Here is a 20,300-nt window from a genome sequence, read left to right as displayed (position 1 = left end):
TTTAATACCGGGCATATGTGGCAATCTCAGTAAAGAGCGTTGCCGTGTAAGTGGTCATGACATTTAGCATCCAGGGGCCCAAGATAAGCAGAATCACGGCAACTCCCAATAATTTTGGAATAAAGGACAGCGTTTGCTCCTGTATTTGCGTCATTGCCTGAAAAATACTCACAATAAGACCGATAAGCAGGCTTACCGCCAGGACCGGTCCGCCAACAATGACTGCTATCGCTATTGCTTCTTTGGCCATAGCAAGAATTTGATTTTCAGACATTCCGTTTCACCTCTGGCAAATTTCTTGGAAATCCATTTAACTGAAACTTGAAACCAGAGACTTCACCACCAATGACCATCCGTCAACCAGAACAAACAGTAATATCTTGAACGGCAGGGAAATCATCATCGGAGGCAGCATCATCATCCCCATCGACATCAGCGTACTCGATACAACCATATCGATAATAATAAAAGGAATAAAAATCGCAAAACCCATCTGGAAAGCCGTCTTTAATTCACTAATGACAAAAGCCGGGATTAAAACATACGTCGGGATATCCCCATACGTTTTGGGCTGCTCAATTTTTGCCATATTCACAAACAACGCCAGATCTTTTTCCCTGGTTTGTTTAAACATAAACGTTCGCAACGGCTGTTGGGCTTTGTCCAGGGCTTCCTCCTTCGTTATCTGGCTTTGCAGGTAAGGCTGAAGCGCATTGGTATTGATTTCGTTGAACGTTGGCATCATGACAAAAAAAGTAAGAAATAAGGAAAGTCCGATAATGACTTGGGTAGGAGGCAGCGTTTGTGTTCCCAGCGCATTACGGACAAAAGATAAAACGACAACAATCCGGGTGAAAGAAGTCATTAATACCAGAATAGCCGGTGCAAAGGAAAGGACAGTAACAAGTAAAAGGATCTGAACTGCTGAGCCAGTCTGCCCTACATCAAGTGTTATGTTCATTTTTTCTCCTCCTTGAGATAGTACTCAAGTTCAGCAGAGAAAGATTCATTCTTTTGCTTCCTTCTTAACCTCTTCCAGATGCCGGACATCCATCTGTCCATCTTTTCCTGCGGTTGTCGGGCAATTTCTTCAAGAATTTCAGCAGCAACATCAAGATCGTCAATCTCGGCCACCTTTGTGATATGATGATCCGTCCCGCCAAGCACCTGAATCTTACCGGCAATTTCGACCAAATACAGGGTCTGTTGGCCGTTTAAGACCTGCCGGTCAAGGACTCTTACCCACGGAGATTGAATATTGCGCACCGAAAAGCGGTTCAGACGTTTCATCAGCCATAAGGCTACGGCGAGAATAATCAAAAAGACGACAATCATCCCGATCAGACCGGCCCAGGAAAAAGGTTCCGTTGCGGTTGTCGCTGATGCTGCAGCTTCTGAAGCACCCGGATAAGGCTGATTTTCATATCCGTTCATGGCTATTTCAGCGCCTTGGCGATCGCTTCAAGTACTCTTTCCGCTTGGAAGGGTTTGACAATAAAATCTTTTGCTCCGGACTGGATAGCTTCAATAACCATGGCCTGCTGACCCATTGCACTACACATGATGACTTTGGCCTGCGGATCCTTGGTTCTGATCTCTTTCACAGCCTGAAGCCCATCCATTTCGGGCATTGTAATGTCCATAACTGTGATATCCGGTTTCAATTCCATGTATTTGTCGACACCAACCATCCCGTTTTCTGCCTCACCGACAACCTGATAGCCATTATTGGCCAGGATATCTTTGAGCATCATTCTCATAAATGCAGCGTCATCAACAAGCAAAACTGTTTTACCCACTACTCTTCCTCCTTGATCTAGTTTAATGTGTCGATTCTTTCATTTGGATTCACAATTTCTGTGATACGGATTCCAAAGGTCTCGTTGATTACGACAACCTCGCACTTGGCGATAAGTTTGCCGTTAACAATCATATCGACCGGCTCGCCTGCCAGGCGGTCAAGTTCAACGACGGATCCGGGACCCAAATCCAGGATTTCCTTGATCGTTTTTATTGCTTTACCGAGCTCAACATTGACCTGGAGCGGAACATCATAAATCAGTCCCAGATTACTTGGCAGACCTGCGAGCCCCCCCGAAGAAAGCGGTGCAAACTGCGCCGGCTGCACAAAGGTTGGTTGAACCCTCTGGGAAGGGAAATCCACAGGCGGCTGCCATATTGTCTCCATCGGCGAAGGTGGCGGAGCCTGCGACTTCGGTATCTGCGGCTCCGGCTGCACAGACATGGCTGGTGCAGTGTATTGGGGCTCCGGCACTGTCTCCTGTACCGGCGAGGTATACATCTGTCCCAGAAGCCTGTCGGCCATGCCTTTGGCAACTTCAAACGGGAGCACCTGAATCAGAACGCTGTCGATGATTCCTTCTATGATCATTCTAAAAGAAACTCTGATCAATGGTTCATCGGCATTCAGATTCTTGCTTAACTCATAAACCTCATTTTCCTCCTCCGCTACGATGACGCGGGGAGGCGTGATGTCCACAACCGAATTGAACATCGTAGACATGGATGTGGCTGCCGATCCCATCATTTGATTCATGGCCTCTGAGATACCGCTTAACTGGATATCAGATAGTTCATTTGTCGGACTCTTGCCGGTCCCCCCCATCATCAGATCCACAATAATGGAACCGTCTTCGCGGGAAAGAACCAGCATATTGGATCCTTCAATCCCTTTTTTATATTTGACATCAATGAGAACATGCGGCACAGGATAATCTTCAAATATTTTCTGCGCTGTGGTCAGGTCAACTTTTGGAGCAGTTATCTCTACGCGCTTTCCGACAAGTTGAGATAAAGTTGTTGCCGCTGTCCCCATCGATATATTCGCAATTTCCCCCATGGCGTCTTTTTCCATATCGGTAAGCTGAATAGTCTGGCTGCTACCTGAAACAGGCTCGTTGGCCTCTTGGGAATTGATATCCATCGAGCCGGACAGCAAGGCATCTATCTCCTCCTGCGAAAGCATTCCGTTACCCATCCTCATTCCCCCCTTTTTTAATGACATCAGTAATCTGCACTGCCATTCTGTTTCCGAATAAACCAGGCATTCCTCTGAATTTGATGTATTCTCCGACGTAGACAGCGAGAGGATCCTTGATGCCCTGATTCAGAGGGATCACGTCCCCCCGTTCCAGGTTGATCAGATCCTGTATGGTAATCTGGGCTTTGCCGATAATGGCTTTCATCGGTACTCTGGCCCATTCAATCTTTTGCCGGATCAACTCTCTTTCCTCAGGGGATATGACCTTCCCTCCCGAAGAAAACAGCAGCAGATTATTTAATTTTTCTAAAATTGGTTTCATAACAATATAAGGAAGACAAACATTGATCATCCCAGACTGCTCTTCAATCTTCACCTCCATGGTCACAACAACCACCATTTCGTTTGAAGCAACAATCTGGGTAAACTGGGAATTTGTCTCCACATTAATTAGCTGAGGATTACCTTCAAAAATTTCAGCCCAGGCTTCCCCCATTAACTGAACAATCTTGCTGAGCCGGCTGACAATAATCTTACGTTCGATTTCCGTCAAATCACGGTTTTTGGCCGGTTCCATCCCATGTCCGCCGAGCAGTCTGTCCACCAGAATGAAGGCCAGTGAAGGACTGAGCTCGAGCAGACCGTTTCCTTCCAGCGGCGGCATGCTGAAAATTCCAAGGATTGTCGGATAGGGCAGAGAACGGATAAATTCATCATAAGTTACCTGCTCGGTAGACAGCACTTTGGCATCTACGGCAGTGTGCATGTTCCCAGCCAGAAAAGTCGCCAGTGAGCGGCAAAAATTTTCATGGATATTCAGCAAGGAGTTCAACTGTCCTTTGGAAAACTTGTTGGGCCTTTTAAAATCATAAACTTTAATTTTATGAGGGCTGGACATTTTTATGGTTTCTTCATCAACTGAGCCGTCTGATAATGCATTTAGCAAAGCATCGATTTCCGCCTGGGATAATACTTCACCCATCCAATCCCTCCTCCTTTTAAACCATTTGAGATTTGTTAATCATAAATAAAATTTTTGAACAATACTTCTTTGACCTGGTCACCGCAGACATTATTCAGCTCGGTCAGCAGCTCCTCTTTGAGTTTTTCACGTCCTTCATTTGTCCGAATATCGTCAATTCCTTTCGAACCAATCACGGAAATGATACGGTCTCTCAAGAATATCTCTTTTGCAGTAATCTTCTCTTGAGATTTCTTGTTCACGCCTTCCAGCACAATATTCGTCTTTACCATTCCACCTCCGTCGAGGTTGATCATGAATTCGTCTTTCATTTCAATCAGCGGTCCGACTTCCTCCGTAACTTTTTCGACCTGTGCGGTGCCAGAACTGGAACCCGGGAAGATTTTATCTTTAGCAATCGTGCCGCCTACGCCAAGCCCTGCTCCGATAACAATAAAGATAAGGGGTACAATAATTCTTTTAATTTTCATTACTACGGGTTCCTCCTCTGAATTCTGGATGGCAGCGTCTTCGAAATTCTGCAATCCTTTCGATGAGCTCATCAATGGATTCTTTGACGACGTATTTCTTTTCAGTGGTCAGTGTAATGACCGTGTCGGGAGTAGCCTCCGCCGTCTCAATCAAGTCGGGGTTTATTGTAAATTCTTTGTTGTTCAGTCTTGTCAAATAAATCACATCAATCCTCCTGTCATTTCCAGCCTCTGAGGTTCTGGGCAATTTCATCAATCTCAGATTGTTCTTTTTTTAATTTTATCATATAAAAAAGTCTTATTTTTTTTTCTTTAAGCCTTTTGTATTTTTCTGTTTTAATTCGGCATTCCAGCAGCTTTTCCCTTTGTTTTTCGACCCGAACATTTTGTTCTTCGACTTCTTTTTCTCGCTTCAGCAAAATATTCTTTTGATCATAACAGTATCTTTGCCAGAGGTTCAGTGTCTGCGGCTCTTCAAGACAAGCTATTTTTTGTTTCTCGAAGGCCTTGTTCAAAAGCTGCGTTTGGAGATCCCTTTGTTCAGTCAAGTTGTGCAGCGTTCTGAGCTCCTGCGCCAGTAACCCCTGCTCGATGTCCATCTCCTGCTCGGCAAGCCGCAGAGAAGCCTCCAAACGGAATTTGAAAGGCATCACTTATCGCCCTCTTCAAAAACATTTTTCATGAAGCTCAGCATTTCGGCAAAACAGCATTTTTCATCCGTATTCTGACAGACGAAAGCGCATATTTTTTCATGATACTTGATAGCCTGGTCAATCCGACTGCTGCTTCCCGCCACATAGGCACCGATGTCAATCAAGTCCTTGGCTTCGTGGTAGACTGCGAGATGCTCCCGGATTTTCCCGGCGAGTTCCCTGACCTGCGGATCCGCAACATCGCTCATTAAGCGGCTGATGGATTGCAGGATGTCGATGGACGGATAATGGTTTTTCGACGCCAGTTCCCTGGTCAGAACAATATGGCCGTCCAGTATTCCCCTTACAGCATCCGCAATCGGTTCATTATGGTCATCACCGTCAACAAGGACGGTATAGATCCCTGTAATACTGCCTTTTTCGGATAGACCAACCCTTTCCAACAATTTTGGCAGCATGGCAAATACCGACGGAGGATATCCCCTGGTTGCCGGAGGTTCTCCGACTGTTAAGCCTATCTCCCGCTGGGCCATCGCGAAACGGGTCACGGAGTCCATCATGAACAGCACATTTTTACCTTTGTCGCGGAAATATTCGGCGACCGCAGTTGCCGTGAAGGCGGCTTTCATTCTGACGAGAGCAGGTTGGTCGGATGTCGCGACAACGATCACAGACCGGGATAGACCCTCTTCTCCAAGGTCTTTCTCCATAAAATCCCGTAATTCCCGTCCGCGTTCCCCAACGAGCGCAATCACGTTCACATTGGCTTCCGAATTCCGGGCCATCATCCCCAAAAGGGTGCTTTTACCGACACCTGATCCGGCAAATATCCCCATTCTCTGGCCTCTGCCCATTGTCAGCAGCCCGTCGATGCCTCTAACCCCAACGTTAAGAGGCTCACGAATACGCGGTCTGAACAGCGCACTGGGTGGCTTATTATGAAGTGGGTACGATTGATCCGTATTCAAAGGTCTGCCATCAAGCGGCTGACCAAGTCCGTCAAGGATTCTGCCCAGCAATTCAGGCCCGACTTTGACATTCAGCGTTTCATCCTGGGGGATCACCTTATCGCCCGGGGCTACACCTTCCAACTCCCCGAGAGGCATAAGCAGTGTTTTTGTTCCTCTGAAGCCAGCGACCTCAGCAGGGATCGCTTTGGAGTTCGAAGCCATAATATGGCAGTATTTTCCGACGCTGGCCCTCGGGCCATCCGCTTCAACCAAAAGGCCGCTGATTCTAGAGACTAATCCCCGGGCCGAAATAGGCTCGTATTGTTCAATTTTCTGGGCAAGTGCCTTCCAGTCGGCCATACTTCAACTCCTCCTTGAGGTATTTCTCTATCTTTTCCAGCTGCAGTTCGATCCGGGCATCAAATATTCCCTCGGAACATTCCAAAAATGCATCTCCGGCCTTGAGCGTTTCATCGACAATGACCGGATAACCAGGTTTGTACTCAGCCGGGAGATCTTTATACCAATCCCAATCTTTACTGGACAGGTGAATTTTTATGCTCTGTTTGTCACTGGGCAGCAGGGTAAGATTCTTGATGATGCCCAAAAGAATTTCAGGATCGATGTCCAATGAGGTATGAATAATTCTGCTGCAAATCTTCAGGCAAAGGTCTGCCAGTTCCCTGTCTGCTTTATTGAATTCATCCGCCAGGATCTTTTGGGCCATCTCCAGATAGTTTCTGGCCTGCTGGGTAATCACGTCGGCCTGAGACTGAGCTTCTTCAAGCCCCTTATTATAACCTTCCGTGAAAGCGACAGGTGCAATCTCGCTTTTGACTTTTTCCTGATACTCGACGGTTAAGGCTTCGCTTTCTTTCCGAGCATTTTCAATGATTTCAGCTGATGTTTTTTGGGCTTCGGCAATCAGCTCATCGGCTTCAGCCCTAGCTTTCGCCAGGATATCGGAGACCTCCGGTCCCCAGTCTTCCTCTGCAACCGAAGCCGTTTCAGTCACACACTGCTCCATGACCGTACGGTCCTCAGTAACGGACAGCACGGCCAAGGCAGACGAAGTATCGTAAACATTCGTCCTATTTCTGTATTTTTCCGGATCCGGTGACTCCAGAATACGCGGAGAAGTAATTTCAATGACTTTGCTCTTCAGAACTGAGGTTTTAGTAGATAATTTCATCTGCACCACCTCTGGAGATCACAATTGCTCCAGCTTCTTCCAGCTTACGAATTACTTTGACAATCTTCTGCTGGGCCTCTTCAACTTCACGCAGCCGAACGGGGCCCATAAACTGCATATCTTCCTTCAGCATACCGGCAGATCTGCTGGACATATTCGTGAGAATCTTCTGCGTGACATCTTCGTTGGAACCTTTCAGGGCCAAGGCAAGGTCCTTGGTTTCAACTTCACGCAGCACCAGCTGAACAGAACGATCGTCAAGCAGGATGACATCATCAAACACAAACATCTGCCGCTTAATCTGTTCGGCGAGATCTGGATCATCCATTTCCAGAACATCCATGACGGTTTTTAACGTACCAGGATCTGCCCTGTTAAGCATATCAACTACAGACTGCATCCCGCCTGAAGATGTATAATCGGTCGGGGCAAGATTGGAGATTTTGTTTTCAAGGACCTTCTCAATTTCTTTCAGCACTTCCGGGCTTGTTCTTCCCATCAGGGCAATCCTTTTTGTGACTTCAGCCTGCAGATCCTGAGGCAGACTCGCTAAAATCGTAGCCGCTTTGTCCGGGGGAAGGTGAGTCATAATTAAAGAAATTGTTTGCGGATGCTCGCCTTGGATAAAAGAAAACAGCTGTTTGGGATCCGTGCGGCGGACAATGTCAAACGGACGCATCTTCAAAGAAGAGGACAAGCGTCCAATAATATCAAACGCTCTTTGCTGTCCCAAAGCCCTTTCTAATACATCCCTGGCATATTCAATGCCGCCTTGCGCAATGTAATTGCTGGCCAGACACATTTTATGAAATTCATCAATGACCGAGTCTCTCTGTTCCTCAGACACCTTGCGCATATTGGACATTTCCAGCGTAAGCTGTTCGATCTCCGGCTCCGAAAGAAATTTAATGATCTCCGAAGATCTTTCCGGACCCAAGGTAATCAGTAGTACTGCTGCTTTTTGTAATCCCGTAAAAATCCCGCTGCTCATCCTTATTGCTCCTCAGTCAGCCAAGTTTTGACTAATCTTGCCACTTCATCCGGATTTTCCACCGTATATTTTTCGACTTCTTGACGGATCTTCTCTTTTTCGATTTCTTCCGTAGTTTTGGCTTTCTTCCGTGCAAGTTTCAAGTCGGCTTGACGTTCGGCCTCAATCTGCGACGCCAGGATCTGCTCAGCTTCCTGCAGCGTGACAAATCTCGATCCATCTGCCATATTCATCGACTCGATCGCCAATTCTTTCTTTTTCGATCTGGACCGTAAGAATGCAATCAGAAGAGCAATCGCCAGCAGCACACCTCCGCCAATCTCCGCATACAGTAGAATTTGAGCCTTGCGGGCGGCTTCTTCTATCGCCGCCTGCTCTTCAAGCGCCGTCGTCTTTTCAAAAGGCAGTCTGGCCGCCTCAATCACATCACCGCGATCCTGATTATAACCGACCGCGGAAGAAACAATATTTTTGATATTATCAAGCTGTTCATCCGTCACACTGTCCGAATCCGCCAGAACAGATACGGTCAGTCTTTTGATTTGCCCGGGACTTACGACCGTTTCTTCCTGGGTCATGCTTGGCTGGAAATTCTCCGTCAAACTGTTTTTTTCTGAAGTCGAAGTTGTTCCGTTCTGTCCGGTGACAGGATATCCGGGCACATTGGTTTCTGTCCCTGCAACACCGCCGTTAGAAGAAGTATTACTACTTTTCTCTGTGACTTCCTGACGGCTGGTAACAGCCCCGGTTTCATTTTTTTGACTGGTAATCTTTTTTTGATCAAAGTCAATGGTAGCATTCGCTCTGACAATCGTTGTCCCGGTCCCAAATACTTTATCCAGCATCGTTTGCACGGAATTCTGAATGTCGTTTTCATATGTTTGCTGAACCTGAAGCTGGGTCGCGGATAATTTTTGCGGGGAAGTGCTGCTCCCGAGAATGTCGGATAAGACATTGCCATCGGTATCAACAATCGTCACTTTATCAATACTAAGCCCTTCGACCGAATAAGATAAAAGATTTGCGATTGCCCTAACCCGATCTTCCGACATCTCCTTTCCGTATTTTCGTTTGATCGTTACAGCAGCGGTTGTGTCTTTCTGTTGTTCGGAGAACAGCGCATCTTCAGGCATAACAATATGAACCCTTGCATATTCCACACCGTCAAGCGTTCCAATCGTTTGTTCCAGTTCAGTCTGCAATCCCAATACATACCTCAGTTTACGGTCTTCGTCAGTTTCACCGATTCTCATCTGATTCAGATAATCAAAACTGAACTTGCTTTCACTGGGCAGGTCTTGATTGGCTAGCTGCAACCGGACTTCTGCAACATCCTTTTGAGGAACTTCGATAGTTGAACCCCCATCCGCCAGTTGATATTCAACATTCAATCCTTTGAGCGCCTCCGTGATCGCTCCGGCTTCCGTAGTTTCCAAATTGGAAAACAGAACCGTATACTGAGGACGGCTTGCCCAAAAGATAAGGCTGATCAAAGCAGTCGCAACAATAACCGGTGCGGCCACTAGAATAATCCTTTGCGGGCTGGTCAGTTTTTCCCAAAAATTACGTACAGCATTCAGTATTTCCGTTAAGGAAAAATTCAACTACCTTTCCCCCTAGAATTAGATTTGCATCTGCATGATCTGATTATAAGCATCAACAACTTTATTGCGCACAGTAACCGCCAGTCCTAAAGCCAGGCTGGCTTTTTCCATCGCAATGACCGGCGTATGGAAATCATCGACTTGACCCGTGGCCAAATCTGCCGCAGCCTGTTCAGCTTCAGACTGCGTACTCTCAAGCTTATCGAGCGCGTCACTCAGGAAAGAAGAAAAATCAGCGGAACCATTGGTATTGTTCGCTTTGGATGTTTGGGAAGTACCAGAGTTATCCAAAGGGGAAAGCGGAACAATTGTCGTGAAGGGACCAATCGCATTACTCATTTTTTACCCCTTTCCAATCCCGAGGGCTGTGGAAGCCATCGCTTTACTCGCGTTCAGGGCGGTTACATTCGCTTCATAAGACCTGTTAGCTGAGATCATATCAACCATTTCCTCTACAAGGGTCACATTCGGATAGCGCACATATCCGACAGGGATCCCATCTTCGGCTGTTTTGGCCGCGTCCGGATTATTCGGATCGTATTCCAGCCTGAATTCATTGTTATCCTGAACAACAGCAGTGACCTGAACCCCTTCGCTTCTTAACTTGGTGCGGGTATCCTTAAATACATCTGCAAAATCTGTTTCAGATGGGCGAGAAGAAAAGACGGCAACTTCGCGCTGATAAGGAATGGGGTTACCGGCCGCAGTTGTTTGTCCTGTATTGGCTGTATTGATATTGGCAATATTATTGGATATCAGATCAAGCCTAAGTTTTTGGGCGGTAAGACCAGAGGCGCTGATATTCATACCGGTAAACAGACCCATGTTTTTACTACCTCCTTTTCACACACTCTATCATTGTATTCCCGATATCGGGAAGCATTTCGATTCTGTCGGCCAACTTCGCTTCGATAATGGAGCGGGGCATACCGTAAATGATACAAGTCTTTTCAGATTCGGCAATTGCATAAGCCCCTTTATCCTTCAAGGCTTTCATGCCTGCCAGACCATCATTCCCCATTCCTGTCATCACGACACCCAGCACACCGGCTCCGGCTTCTTTCGCCAGAGACAGAAACATTACATCGACAGAGGGCTTGTAAAGTGTAGCAATCGGCGATTCCGTAGTGACATTCGCGGTAAGACCGCTACCGTTTCTTGCCACCTGAAACTGTTTCCCGGCCTGTCCGATATAAACGGTACCTGCTTTCAGCAGCTCGCCGTGCTCAACTTCCTTCACTGTAACCTCACAGATACTGTTCAGCCTGGAAGCCAGGGAGGAGGTAAATCCAGCCGGCATATGCTGGGCGACGATTACGGGGACCGGAAAATTTTTGGGCAGTTTGCTCAGAACATTCTGCAGGGCGCTTGGTCCGCCCGTCGAAGTACCAATTGCAACAACTTCTATTTTGCGGCCAATTGGCTGTATTTGCTGTTTGACAAACGTTGGCGCAGACCCCAGGCTTTTTTTGTTCAAACGGGTAGGATCTACCCCGGCGACACTCTTTATTTTCAAAACAATCTCTTCAGCCAGGGCCGAGAGATTATCTCCTTCTTTGCCCGAGGGTTTCGCGACAACATCAATAGCGCCAAGGTCAAAAGCTTTCATCGTCATCTTAGTGCCGTCAGTTGTTACGGAACTTAACACAATGACCGGCGTCGGCTGCCAGCGCATAATCTCTTCCAGGGCTTCCAAGCCGTTCATCACCGGCATCTCAACATCCATGGTCACGACATCCGGTTTTAGGGCCTGAAGCTTTAATATTCCTTCTTTCCCGTCCTGTGCAGTAGCCACTACTTGAATAGCCGGATCACTGCTCATAATTTTTTTCAGGGACATCCTGATGAAAGGTGAATCATCAACAATCAAGACTTTGATCGGCTTAAGCAATTTGTTCATTCATGCCATCTCCACCCATAAGTTGATCCAGCTTCAGGAGGATGAGCAGTCTTTCACCTATCTTGCCAACTCCGCGGATGTAATTTGAATCCATGCCAAGTGCAATCGGCGGGGGCGGTTCTATTGCTTCGCTGTCCAACCGCAGCACTTCTGTCACGCTGTCAACCATAATGCCAAACACCCTGCTGTCGATTTGCAGAACAACGATCCTGCTTAAATCGGTTTCTTCCCCGGGGGGCATACCGAAGCGGGACCTGAGATTAACAATCGGGATGACGTTCCCGCGCAGGTTGATGACACCCTCAATATAGCTGCGGGCCTTCGGTACCCTGGTAACAGGAGGTATCCGGATGATTTCCTGGACTTTCATAATATCGACTCCAAATTCCTCCGAACCCAACGAAAAAGTAACCATTTGTTCTTCAGCCATGTATTTGAGTACCACCTTTCTTAGCGCTTGATCAAAATATCCTGAAGAAGTGATCCGATGTCCAAAATCAATGTTACTTTGCCATCTCCGAGAATCGTCGCCCCTGCAATCCCTGGCAAGCCGTTCAGATAATCCCCTAGAGACTTGATGACAACCTCCTGCTGGCCCTGTAGTTCATCGACAATAATTCCTACGGTTTTATCGCCCAAGCCAACCACAACGACATAAACTTCCTCATTTATGGTTTCACTTTCGGGCAAATCAAATTTCTGTTTCAAGGAAATCAACGGCAGGGTATTCCCTCTGAGCTGAACCATCGGCAGGCTTCCGACACTCTTGATATCACGCTTGTTGACAAGCAGCGTCTCAACAACAGAAGACAACGGCACAGCATAAGTCTCTTTGCCTACTTCAACGAGCAGCGCCTGAATAATCGCCAGCGTCAGCGGCAGCCGGATTATCATCGACGTTCCAACGCCTTTGCTTGTCTTAATATCAATGATGCCGCCCAAATTCGTTATGGCTTTTTTCACAACGTCCATGCCAACCCCGCGCCCGGAAATATCCGTCACTTGATCGGCCGTGCTGAATCCCGGCAGAAAAATGAGATTGGCTATATCGCTCTCGGATAGACCCTCCCTTTCACTGACGAGGCCCTTTTCCAAGGCTTTTTTGTAAATCTTGTCAATGTTAAGTCCTGAACCGTCATCCGAAACGATGATCGCAATATGGTTTCCTTCATGGTAGGCATCGAGCGTAATTGTTCCTACTCCAGATTTCCCGACTGTGAGTCTTTCTTCCGGTGCTTCTATGCCGTGGTCAACCGAGTTGCGGATAATATGCGTCAGCGGGTCACCAATCATTTCGATGACGGTCTTGTCCAGCTCTGTTTCTTCGCCGTGAATAACAAGTTCAATCCTTTTCCCGGTCTTCCGGCAGAAATCCCTGACGAGACGCGGATAACGGCTGAATACCGTGCCAATCGGCACCATACGCAGCCTCATGACACTTTCCTGAAGATCATTCATCAGACGCCCGAGGTAGACATTTGCTTCATTAAGGCTTGCAACAAGCGGATCAGACTGGTTCTCCGTCTGCAGGTCCTGGCCGATTTTCACCAGTCTGGTTCTGGTAATTACCATTTCTCCAACAAGATTAATCAGATTATCCATTCTGGCTGTGTCTACACGAATCGTATGCACCTGATTAATATCTTTCTGTGGCTGTATATTTGTGTTCTGCTCAGTAGGCTGATTCGCTTGTTTAGAACGGCCCATTTGAATGGGTTCTTCAACGTTCTTCTCTGTCCGGACAGGATTTGCCTCTTCAGCCTGAACGGTTAACCCGATCTCCGGAGCATCTGATTCCGGCAATGTGTAATTCGTGACTTGGGCGTCGTAAATTTCGGATACTTCAAGGATGTCCGCCCGAATGTCTTTCTGCGATTCATTGGTCACAAACAAAATATTGAACTCCAGCGCTTCACAAACTTCAAGCTCATCAATCGAGGGAATGATCTTCACGACATTGCCGAGCAGCTCCAGCCTTTGAATCACCATAACCGCCCTTACTGCCTTCATCATGGTATTCGGTTCAAGCGCCACGTTAAGCCAATAAACTGACTTACTTGTAAATGCTGCTTCACTGACCGTCCCAGTTTCCTCCGGTGATAGGGCAAAGTCAATCCCGGGCTTTTCTTCCTGTTCCTCCACCTGATTTCTTCCGACAAACGGCTTGCTTTTCTGCACCAGAGCTCCGGTCTCGGTGATCGTCTTCATCTGAGAGGTCAGATCACCATAATCGACCAAAATATCTGAACGTTGCTCGACCTGGGCCAACATCATTTTTACTTTATCGGTTACCGCCAGCAACACATCGATGATCTCGTTGGTAACCAGCATCTTTCCCTGTCTCATTTTATCGAGCAGGTCTTCTGCGGCGTGCGTTAATTCAACGATCGGGGTAAATCCCATGGTTCCTGAGGCGCCCTTTAAGCTATGCGCACTTCTGAAAAGATCATTAACCAGCGAAATATTTTCGCCGTCTCTTTCCAGCTGCAAAAGACCAGAGCCAAGCTTCTCAACCTGCTCCTGTGAATCAAGCAAATAGAACTCCAGAAAGTCATCAAGGTCTATTCCCATATTCTTCTCACCTTGGCTCAATTTTCTCCCCCCTTTGTCATCATTATTGTTCCGACAAATTCTTCATATAATTGTTTAAAGAAAACTAAAAATTTTATAATTAACCCAAATTACAAAGTTCGCCGTTTCTTGTTAAAATCCTCCAAATAGTCTAGATTATATGCAATTTTTCTGCAGCATTGTCGAAATTTATAGCTCATTTTATTTTAAGTTAAATCGTAAAATTTTCAAAGCCTAAAATCTAATGGTAATAACATACAAACAATTTACAAACATTGGTTTTCTCCAAAAAAAAATCCCTTGCTCAGGATTTTCTTTTGGGACCGTTTTATTGGAGAACTATTTCGATTTGTCGATAAACCTTGGCTCACGGGACACTGGGCTACCATAGGCAAATTTCATCTTTTTTACCCCTCTGATACGGGAAAGCTCTATTTTCACAGATTCTAATTCTGTCTGGATTTTAGGTATGATCTGCTGATCTATCTCCCGAATCTTATCCAGGGAGATTCCCAGCGCATCATGAATCTCGCAGAACTGACAATATTCAGTATCACTCAGATAAGGCTTCAGCAGCTCATTGCGAAATTGCAAAACGCCGATGGCCTGACAAAGTTCATTTTTCAGCTGTGATGTCTTATCAATATTCAATTTGAAGCCGGCAAACGTCTGAGCCCTGGTTGCCGAAAACTTCTGAAGCAGCGTGTCAAATATTTTTTCTTGCTCGGTAAGCACAAGAGCATCCGCTGTTTCCGGATGGGAAAGGGTCCTTTTATCCTGCTTGCTTGTCTGGTAATCATCCAATACTCTGTTATATTCCGTTAAAACCGCCAAGTGCTGCTCGCACTGCGGAAGAAGACGCTGATAGATTTCCAGTAAGGCACTGATCGTTTTTTTCGGCATCATTTTGCCCCCAAGCGGCTGATCCTGGCTGCTTCGATCCAGACATCCCTGAATGCTTCAAAGAAGTTAAGCACGGGCGGCAAAAAGCTTGCGTCCTTTTTGACATTCGCCTTGATCGTTTCCATATAGTAAAACCGATAGAGCTCACGCAGGTTCTGCGCGATTTCACCGCCATTCTCCATATCCAGGGTCCTGTCCAACTCGCTGATAATATCCTGAACCCGCAGGAGATTGTTATGAATCTCTTCCAGCTTTTTTTCCTCAAAGGCTTTCTCCGTCTGATGCAAAAGCAGAATCACCTTCGAATAAAGCATTGTTATAAGCTTTTCGGGGGAGGAAGTCTCGACTGACGCCTGCTTGTACGCAGTCTGAGAATTTTGATAGGCATTTTGTTGTAACGCTGTATTCATTGCCCAGCCTCCTGACATAAATTAAACCAGTATTAAGTAACCTGTATAAATGAACCTGCATATTTTGAGTCGTGCCTTGGTTTGATGATAATCTTAGCTTTTCGAGTCGGAGCTGGAACTGGAACTGCTCATCGAACTAAGCAGGGAGGTCATATAGGTGCTCTCCGAACTCAACGCTGAGAGCTGTGCTTCCAGCTTTGAATATTGGTTTGTAATCCTCTCCGTGTAGGCATCGATTTTTCCCTGGAAGTCTTTCATTCTGCTCTTCAGGTCACTGATCTGACTGGCATAGCCATCTTCTGTCTGGTCAAGAGACCCGCCATACTTCACCATCGGATTCAGATACTCTTCCAGAATGTTAGCCAGACCCTGGGCCTGCGTCGTTTCGGTTGTTTCTGTGACTGGGGTTACCCCGCCGGCTGTTGCACCGAACAAATTGGCAACACCGTCCGCATCCTCTTTTAGCGCTTCCGCAAATGCATCCGTATCAAACTCCAGCAAAGCACTCTTGCCGAAATTATCGGACGAAGTATCAATACCGACATCCGATAGAAGACTGAACGTGCCACCCATGCTTCCCATCGAATCAGACAGGAGGGTTCTGAGCCTGCTCTGAATGCTCTGAACCGTCGGATCTCCAAATAAGACACCTTTTGTATTGGCCGCTTCATCATAGGCCAAATCTGTTTCAATTAAAGTTTGCAGGGAATTATACTGGTCGACAAAAGCCTGAACAGCTTTCTCCGCATCCGTATAATCCGCTGAAACCGTTACATTGACCGTCGTTCCGACGGCCTCTTTATTCAGGTTCAGGGTCAGTCCGTCAATCGCAGTGGTTACGGTGTTCGACGAACTGGTGATATTCGTAATCCCGTTGATAGTCAGCTGCGCATCCTGAGCCGGCTGAACAACATTCAGCGTTCCGGTAGCAGACGGTTTGATCCCTAGAAAATCAAGCATGTTTCCCGTAGTATCCGTAAAATCAGCAGCATATTCTGTTCCGGTTTTTGATGATACCAGAGCAAGCTGATAGCCGCCGCTGACTTTGACGACCGAAGCATTCACGCCTGCTCCAGCATTATTGATGGAGGTGGCAATATCCTGAAGACTTGCGCCGTCCGCTACAGAGATATCGGCCGTTGTACTCCCGACACTGATTTGAAACGTCCCGGCTGTGAGTCCGGTAAGTGACGTGGAGGCGCTTGCAACATTCTGGACAGTACTTGCGGCCGTCTGTGCTTTAGCAAGCTGGATCACCTCGACCGCATAAACACCCTTCAGCGTCGAAGCGTCGCTGGAAGCTGTGAGGATGGTTTCATTACTCGATACCGCAGAAGTCCCTGTCCAGGTTGAAGACTTTTTCAAATCAGCCAGGGTGTTTTCCAGCGCCGACAACCGCGTATTGATATCCTGCCAGGCATATTTTTCTTCCTGAAGACTGCTCAGGCTGTTTTGCATCGTCGTCAGCGGTTTGCTGTAGTTACTGATTAATGCTTCGGTGATCCCGCTGAAATCATATCCGGATATTCCGGAAAGTGATAAACTCGATGTCATGATGGTATCCCCTTTCCCTAGGCTTTTTCATCCACCAGTAAGCCTACCGAATCCTGAACGGATTCAAGCATTTCGACAACTCTGGCCGGCGGGATTTCACTCAGGATTTCACCGCTTTCCTGATCGATGATCTTTACGACAATCCTGTCGGATTTTTCTGCAACTTCAAACTGCAGTTTTTTATTGAAAAGCCCCATCAGCCGGTTCATTTTTTCCGTCACTTGTTCGACTTCCTCACGCGGAAGCTCTTCTCTAGCCGAAGCAGCATTGTCTTTCTGATCGACTATCAAACGGGGCGCTTCATTTTTCCCCTGCTCAAGTTTCTGGCCGGAAAAAGTATCCTGCGGCATTACCGGATTAAGGTTAGTTGGCTGGACAGCGCTAACCATCTTCAATTCCTCCTCATAACCATTTTTCTAGTATGCAAAAACAAACGATATAGCTGTGCTTATGTTAAATCGCAAATGATATTATATGCTTAGTTACGATGCGTTCTCTTTTGGAAGAAGAGCTGACCGAGATGACCCGGCCAGCTCTTTATCATGCCGGCAATATCAGTAAACGAATTCTTAGGACAACAATTTAAGAACGTTCTGCGGAACCTGATTGGCCTGAGCCAGCATCGCAACACCAGCCTGGCTGATAATCTGATTCTTGGTGAAGTCCGACATTTCAGCAGCCATGTCGACATCTTTGATAGTCGATCTGGCGGACGTTAGATTTTCGGAAGCAACATTCAGGTTGGCAATGGTGTGCTCAAGTCTGTTCTGATTTGCACCAAGCTTGGCGCGTTCGTCGGATACTGCTTTAATCGCATCATCAATCGTTGTAATTGCAGCTGCAGCACCGGCCTGTGTGGTCAGCGTAATGGCACCGGAGTTAACAGTTAACGCCGCGGCAGTCATTGTGCCGAGCGTAACGGTGAGTGTCTGTCCATTGTTGGCGCCAATCTGGAATGTGTAAGTCGCATTGGTGCCATTCAGCAGGGTCTGTCCGTTGAACTGAGTTCTCCCGGAAATATCCGTAATTTCAGTTTGCAGCTGGGTGATTTCCAGCGCTATTTCATTTCTGTCAGCAGTCGTGTTAGTATCCGTAGCCGCCTGAACAGCAAGGGTTCTCATTCTTTGGAGAATGCTGTGAGTTTCGGTCAACGCGCCTTCTGCGGTCTGAATCAATGTAATGGCGCTTTCAGCATTGTCTGAAGCCTGGTTCAAACCGTTGATCTGGCTGGTCATCTTTTCGCTGATGGCCAAACCTGCAGCGTCGTCGGCCGCTTTGTTGATCCGGTAACCGCTGGACAACTTCTCCAAGGAACTCTGCATAGCTTTGTTGGTTGTGTTAAGGCTTCTCTGAGCGCTCAGGCTCGATAAATTGGTATTGACTATCATAGTTTTTCCCTCCATGAAATTTGATATTTCGCATCCTTGCGATTATTTGTTGTTTTAATTTTCTGCCGATGTCTTAACAATATTTTCCTTTTACTTGTTAAGAATTAGGATAGAAGCTTTAGAACATTCTGCGGAACCTGATTGGCCTGAGCCAACATCGCAACACCCGCCTGGCTGATAATCTGATTCTTGGTGAAGTCTGACATTTCAGCAGCCATGTCAACGTCTTTAATCGTCGATCTGGCAGATGTCAGGTTCTCGGAAGCGACATTCAGGTTGGCAATGGTGTGTTCAAGTCTGTTCTGATTTGCACCAAGTTTGGCACGCTCGTCGGAAACTGCAGTAATAGCAGTATCAATCGTTGCAATTGCAGCTGCAGCAAAGGTCTGCGAAGATACAGAAATCGTACTGACACCTAAAGATACATTATTCATTTGATTCAATGTAACACTCAACGTTTGGCCACAGTTGGCACCGATCTGGAACGTGAAGGCATTGCTTGCAGTATTCAGCAGGTTCTTTCCGTTAAACTGGGTTCTGTTGGCAATTCCATCAATTTCACTGTTTAGTTGGGTGATTTCCAGCGTGATTTCGGCGCGGTCAGCAGTCGTGTTAGTATCCGTGGCCGCCTGAACAGCTAGGGTTCTCATTCTTTGGAGAATGCTGTGGGTTTCAGTTAACGCGCCTTCCGCGGTCTGAATCAATGTAATGGCACTTTCAGCATTGTCCGAAGCCTGGTTCAAGCCGTTGATCTGGCTAGTCATCTTTTCACTGATGGCCAGACCTGCAGCGTCGTCGGCTGCTTTGTTGATCCGGTAACCGCTGGACAGCTTCTCCAAGGAACTCTGCATGGCTTTGTTGGTCGTGTTAAGGCTTCTTTGAGCGCTCAGGCTCGATAAATTGGTGTTGACTATCATAGTTTTCCCTCCATGAAATTTGATATTTCGCATCCTTGCGATTTCCATTGTTTCAGGTTTCCGCCGGCAATGGAAACCTGTTCTTACTTATATTTTCGTATATTTGAAAATATTCTTTAGGACCAATTTCCAAATATACAGATGATTATATCTTCCTTTCTTAAAAATACTCTCGTTTTCTCTGCTTTTTATTAAATCTATCATTCATCCAAAAATTAATACTTTTTTTCAAAAAATACCTCATTCTGATATAATATAGTCAATTGGATTCGACCATCGATGTCACTTTTCATAAAGGAGGCTCAGAAATAAGTGTTGATGATTTCTCCGCAAGCGAAAATATCACCTCTGGCAGATATTGAAGATTCCATCAGAGGCTCAAAAATTTCAATCGCTCCTGGTGTTGTTATCGATTCCTTCGTTAAAATAAAGCCTGCCGGAGGTATGGGGGATATTGAAATTGGTGAAAGCAGTTTTATTAACTCCGGCGTTGTAATCTATAGTGGAAACGGCGTTAAAATTGGCCGTGATGTTCTAATTGCTGCCAATTGTACCTTCGCTCCTGTCAACCACGAGTATCATGCCAGAAATCAAAAAATAGTGGACCAGCGATTTATGCCCAGTAAAGGAGGAATCTTCGTCGGTGACGATGTCTGGATTGGGGCAAATTGTGTAATTCTTGACGGAGCTCATATCGGAAATGGCACAGTTATCGGCGCCAACTCAATTGTCAGTGGAACACTTGAAAATTACGGTGTGTATTATGGTCATCCTTTACGCTTAAAAGAATACCGCAAGTAACACGGGGGGGAGA

At 46.5% G+C, this 20,300-nt stretch carries 25 protein-coding genes; 1 reads left to right on the top strand and 24 read right to left on the bottom strand.

The features are described from left to right. Window position 1: 1 nt before the first annotated feature. The 24 genes from fliQ to AAH944_RS03645 form a co-directional block, all read right to left on the bottom strand. Window positions 2-274: a flagellar biosynthesis protein FliQ gene (fliQ, locus tag AAH944_RS03760; protein WP_015043585.1), complete on the bottom strand. Its 273-nt coding sequence runs from the start codon at window positions 272-274 to the stop codon at window positions 2-4. A 36-nt stretch (window positions 275-310) separates the two neighbouring features. Then, window positions 311-961, bottom strand: a complete 651-nt coding sequence (fliP, locus tag AAH944_RS03755; RefSeq protein ID WP_368293984.1) for a flagellar type III secretion system pore protein FliP — start codon at window positions 959-961, stop codon at window positions 311-313. Beyond that, window positions 958-1,434: a FliO/MopB family protein gene (locus AAH944_RS03750; protein WP_415536593.1), complete on the bottom strand. Its 477-nt coding sequence runs from the start codon at window positions 1,432-1,434 to the stop codon at window positions 958-960. The genes fliP and AAH944_RS03750 overlap by 4 nt, the downstream gene beginning before the upstream one ends. 2 nt (window positions 1,435-1,436) lie before the next feature. Continuing rightward, the gene (locus tag AAH944_RS03745; protein ID WP_020491880.1) at window positions 1,437-1,799 is read right to left on the bottom strand and encodes a response regulator; all 363 of its coding nucleotides are present in this window, start codon (window positions 1,797-1,799) and stop codon (window positions 1,437-1,439) included. Between the two features lie 17 nt (window positions 1,800-1,816). After that, a complete protein-coding gene (gene fliY, locus AAH944_RS03740; protein WP_415536590.1) occupies window positions 1,817-2,998 on the bottom strand; it encodes a flagellar motor switch phosphatase FliY in 1,182 nt (393 codons plus the stop codon). Further along, a complete protein-coding gene (gene fliM / locus AAH944_RS03735; RefSeq protein ID WP_368293981.1) occupies window positions 2,991-3,983 on the bottom strand; it encodes a flagellar motor switch protein FliM in 993 nt (330 codons plus the stop codon). The genes fliY and fliM overlap by 8 nt, the downstream gene beginning before the upstream one ends. 35 nt (window positions 3,984-4,018) lie before the next feature. Further along, on the bottom strand, window positions 4,019-4,453 hold the full coding sequence (gene fliL / locus AAH944_RS03730) for a flagellar basal body-associated protein FliL (protein ID WP_415536588.1): 435 nt from the start codon (window positions 4,451-4,453) through the stop codon (window positions 4,019-4,021). Continuing rightward, window positions 4,443-4,658, bottom strand: a complete 216-nt coding sequence (locus AAH944_RS03725; protein WP_083916770.1) for a flagellar FlbD family protein — start codon at window positions 4,656-4,658, stop codon at window positions 4,443-4,445. Before AAH944_RS03725 ends, fliL begins: the two co-directional genes overlap by 11 nt. A 13-nt stretch (window positions 4,659-4,671) precedes the next feature. Then, window positions 4,672-5,103, bottom strand: coding sequence for a flagellar export protein FliJ (locus AAH944_RS03720; RefSeq protein WP_415537760.1), 432 nt, complete (start codon window positions 5,101-5,103; stop codon window positions 4,672-4,674). Next, window positions 5,103-6,416, bottom strand: a complete 1,314-nt coding sequence (gene fliI, locus AAH944_RS03715; protein WP_415536585.1) for a flagellar protein export ATPase FliI — start codon at window positions 6,414-6,416, stop codon at window positions 5,103-5,105. The genes AAH944_RS03720 and fliI overlap by 1 nt, the downstream gene beginning before the upstream one ends. Beyond that, entirely contained in the window at window positions 6,382-7,248 is an 867-nt protein-coding gene (locus AAH944_RS03710; protein ID WP_415536583.1) for a FliH/SctL family protein, read from the bottom strand. The genes fliI and AAH944_RS03710 overlap by 35 nt, the downstream gene beginning before the upstream one ends. Next, entirely contained in the window at window positions 7,232-8,239 is a 1,008-nt protein-coding gene (fliG, locus tag AAH944_RS03705; protein WP_015043597.1) for a flagellar motor switch protein FliG, read from the bottom strand. Before fliG ends, AAH944_RS03710 begins: the two co-directional genes overlap by 17 nt. Window positions 8,240-8,241: 2 nt before the next feature. After that, window positions 8,242-9,843 carry a flagellar basal-body MS-ring/collar protein FliF gene (gene fliF / locus AAH944_RS03700; RefSeq protein WP_415536581.1) on the bottom strand — a complete coding sequence of 534 codons (1,602 nt, stop codon included), beginning with the start codon at window positions 9,841-9,843 and terminating at the stop codon, window positions 8,242-8,244. 18 nt (window positions 9,844-9,861) lie between these two features. Continuing rightward, window positions 9,862-10,182, bottom strand: coding sequence for a flagellar hook-basal body complex protein FliE (fliE, locus tag AAH944_RS03695; RefSeq protein ID WP_015043599.1), 321 nt, complete (start codon window positions 10,180-10,182; stop codon window positions 9,862-9,864). A 3-nt stretch (window positions 10,183-10,185) separates the two neighbouring features. After that, complete coding sequence (gene flgC, locus AAH944_RS03690; protein ID WP_415536579.1) at window positions 10,186-10,668, bottom strand: flagellar basal body rod protein FlgC; 483 nt, start codon at window positions 10,666-10,668, stop codon at window positions 10,186-10,188. A gap of 7 nt (window positions 10,669-10,675) precedes the next feature. Next, window positions 10,676-11,743, bottom strand: coding sequence for a protein-glutamate methylesterase/protein-glutamine glutaminase (locus tag AAH944_RS03685; protein ID WP_415536577.1), 1,068 nt, complete (start codon window positions 11,741-11,743; stop codon window positions 10,676-10,678). Further along, window positions 11,727-12,173 (bottom strand): chemotaxis protein CheW, encoded by a 447-nt coding sequence (locus AAH944_RS03680; RefSeq protein ID WP_415536575.1) that lies wholly within the window; start codon window positions 12,171-12,173, stop codon window positions 11,727-11,729. Before AAH944_RS03680 ends, AAH944_RS03685 begins: the two co-directional genes overlap by 17 nt. Before the next feature lie 20 nt (window positions 12,174-12,193). Continuing rightward, window positions 12,194-14,314, bottom strand: coding sequence for a chemotaxis protein CheA (locus AAH944_RS03675; protein WP_415537758.1), 2,121 nt, complete (start codon window positions 14,312-14,314; stop codon window positions 12,194-12,196). 339 nt (window positions 14,315-14,653) lie between these two features. Beyond that, window positions 14,654-15,217 (bottom strand): hypothetical protein, encoded by a 564-nt coding sequence (locus tag AAH944_RS03670; protein WP_415536573.1) that lies wholly within the window; start codon window positions 15,215-15,217, stop codon window positions 14,654-14,656. Beyond that, window positions 15,217-15,627, bottom strand: coding sequence for a flagellar export chaperone FliS (fliS, locus tag AAH944_RS03665; protein WP_415536571.1), 411 nt, complete (start codon window positions 15,625-15,627; stop codon window positions 15,217-15,219). Before fliS ends, AAH944_RS03670 begins: the two co-directional genes overlap by 1 nt. 93 nt (window positions 15,628-15,720) lie before the next feature. Then, window positions 15,721-17,181 carry a flagellar filament capping protein FliD gene (gene fliD / locus AAH944_RS03660; RefSeq protein WP_415536569.1) on the bottom strand — a complete coding sequence of 487 codons (1,461 nt, stop codon included), beginning with the start codon at window positions 17,179-17,181 and terminating at the stop codon, window positions 15,721-15,723. Window positions 17,182-17,198: 17 nt separating this feature from the next. Beyond that, the gene (locus AAH944_RS03655; RefSeq protein WP_415536567.1) at window positions 17,199-17,570 is read right to left on the bottom strand and encodes a flagellar protein FlaG; all 372 of its coding nucleotides are present in this window, start codon (window positions 17,568-17,570) and stop codon (window positions 17,199-17,201) included. A gap of 180 nt (window positions 17,571-17,750) precedes the next feature. Continuing rightward, a complete protein-coding gene (locus tag AAH944_RS03650; protein WP_415536565.1) occupies window positions 17,751-18,569 on the bottom strand; it encodes a flagellin in 819 nt (272 codons plus the stop codon). A 104-nt stretch (window positions 18,570-18,673) separates the two neighbouring features. Continuing rightward, window positions 18,674-19,486 carry a flagellin gene (locus AAH944_RS03645; RefSeq protein ID WP_415536563.1) on the bottom strand — a complete coding sequence of 271 codons (813 nt, stop codon included), beginning with the start codon at window positions 19,484-19,486 and terminating at the stop codon, window positions 18,674-18,676. Between the two features lie 318 nt (window positions 19,487-19,804). Between AAH944_RS03645 and AAH944_RS03640 the strand changes: the two genes are divergently transcribed. Beyond that, window positions 19,805-20,287 carry an acyltransferase gene (locus AAH944_RS03640; protein WP_415537756.1) on the top strand — a complete coding sequence of 161 codons (483 nt, stop codon included), beginning with the start codon at window positions 19,805-19,807 and terminating at the stop codon, window positions 20,285-20,287. Window positions 20,288-20,300: the final 13 nt, after the last annotated feature.

The organism is Dehalobacter sp. CP (genome assembly GCF_047652685.1).
Taxonomy (GTDB): domain Bacteria; phylum Bacillota; class Desulfitobacteriia; order Desulfitobacteriales; family Syntrophobotulaceae; genus Dehalobacter.
Note: the sequence above shows the minus strand (reverse complement) of the source record. Positions and strands in the feature narration are given on the sequence as shown.

Excerpts from the sequence above, each read along its gene's own strand:
- fliI (WP_415536585.1), bottom strand. The coding sequence starts at position 6,416 with ATGGCCGACTGGAAGGCACTTGCCCAGAAAATTGAACAATACGAGCCT.
- AAH944_RS03685 (WP_415536577.1), bottom strand. The coding sequence starts at position 11,743 with ATGAACAAATTGCTTAAGCCGATCAAAGTCTTGATTGTTGATGATTCA.
- AAH944_RS03645 (WP_415536563.1), bottom strand. The coding sequence starts at position 19,486 with ATGATAGTCAACACCAATTTATCGAGCCTGAGCGCTCAAAGAAGCCTT.
- flgC (WP_415536579.1), bottom strand. The coding sequence starts at position 10,668 with ATGGGTCTGTTTACCGGTATGAATATCAGCGCCTCTGGTCTTACCGCC.
- fliP (WP_368293984.1), bottom strand. The coding sequence starts at position 961 with ATGAACATAACACTTGATGTAGGGCAGACTGGCTCAGCAGTTCAGATC.
- fliD (WP_415536569.1), bottom strand. The coding sequence starts at position 17,181 with ATGACATCGAGTTTATCACTTTCCGGAATATCCGGATATGATTTCAGC.
- AAH944_RS03720 (WP_415537760.1), bottom strand. The coding sequence starts at position 5,103 with ATGCCTTTCAAATTCCGTTTGGAGGCTTCTCTGCGGCTTGCCGAGCAG.
- AAH944_RS03675 (WP_415537758.1), bottom strand. The coding sequence starts at position 14,314 with ATGGGAATAGACCTTGATGACTTTCTGGAGTTCTATTTGCTTGATTCA.
- AAH944_RS03670 (WP_415536573.1), bottom strand. The coding sequence starts at position 15,217 with ATGCCGAAAAAAACGATCAGTGCCTTACTGGAAATCTATCAGCGTCTT.
- AAH944_RS03750 (WP_415536593.1), bottom strand. The coding sequence starts at position 1,434 with ATGAACGGATATGAAAATCAGCCTTATCCGGGTGCTTCAGAAGCTGCA.
- fliE (WP_015043599.1), bottom strand. The coding sequence starts at position 10,182 with ATGAGTAATGCGATTGGTCCCTTCACGACAATTGTTCCGCTTTCCCCT.
- fliG (WP_015043597.1), bottom strand. The coding sequence starts at position 8,239 with ATGAGCAGCGGGATTTTTACGGGATTACAAAAAGCAGCAGTACTACTG.
- AAH944_RS03640 (WP_415537756.1), top strand. The coding sequence starts at position 19,805 with ATGATTTCTCCGCAAGCGAAAATATCACCTCTGGCAGATATTGAAGAT.
- fliM (WP_368293981.1), bottom strand. The coding sequence starts at position 3,983 with ATGGGTGAAGTATTATCCCAGGCGGAAATCGATGCTTTGCTAAATGCA.
- fliL (WP_415536588.1), bottom strand. The coding sequence starts at position 4,453 with ATGAAAATTAAAAGAATTATTGTACCCCTTATCTTTATTGTTATCGGA.
- AAH944_RS03710 (WP_415536583.1), bottom strand. The coding sequence starts at position 7,248 with ATGAAATTATCTACTAAAACCTCAGTTCTGAAGAGCAAAGTCATTGAA.
- fliY (WP_415536590.1), bottom strand. The coding sequence starts at position 2,998 with ATGGGTAACGGAATGCTTTCGCAGGAGGAGATAGATGCCTTGCTGTCC.
- AAH944_RS03680 (WP_415536575.1), bottom strand. The coding sequence starts at position 12,173 with ATGGCTGAAGAACAAATGGTTACTTTTTCGTTGGGTTCGGAGGAATTT.
- fliQ (WP_015043585.1), bottom strand. The coding sequence starts at position 274 with ATGTCTGAAAATCAAATTCTTGCTATGGCCAAAGAAGCAATAGCGATA.
- AAH944_RS03650 (WP_415536565.1), bottom strand. The coding sequence starts at position 18,569 with ATGATAGTCAATACCAATTTATCGAGCCTGAGCGCTCAGAGAAGCCTT.
- fliS (WP_415536571.1), bottom strand. The coding sequence starts at position 15,627 with ATGAATACAGCGTTACAACAAAATGCCTATCAAAATTCTCAGACTGCG.
- AAH944_RS03655 (WP_415536567.1), bottom strand. The coding sequence starts at position 17,570 with ATGGTTAGCGCTGTCCAGCCAACTAACCTTAATCCGGTAATGCCGCAG.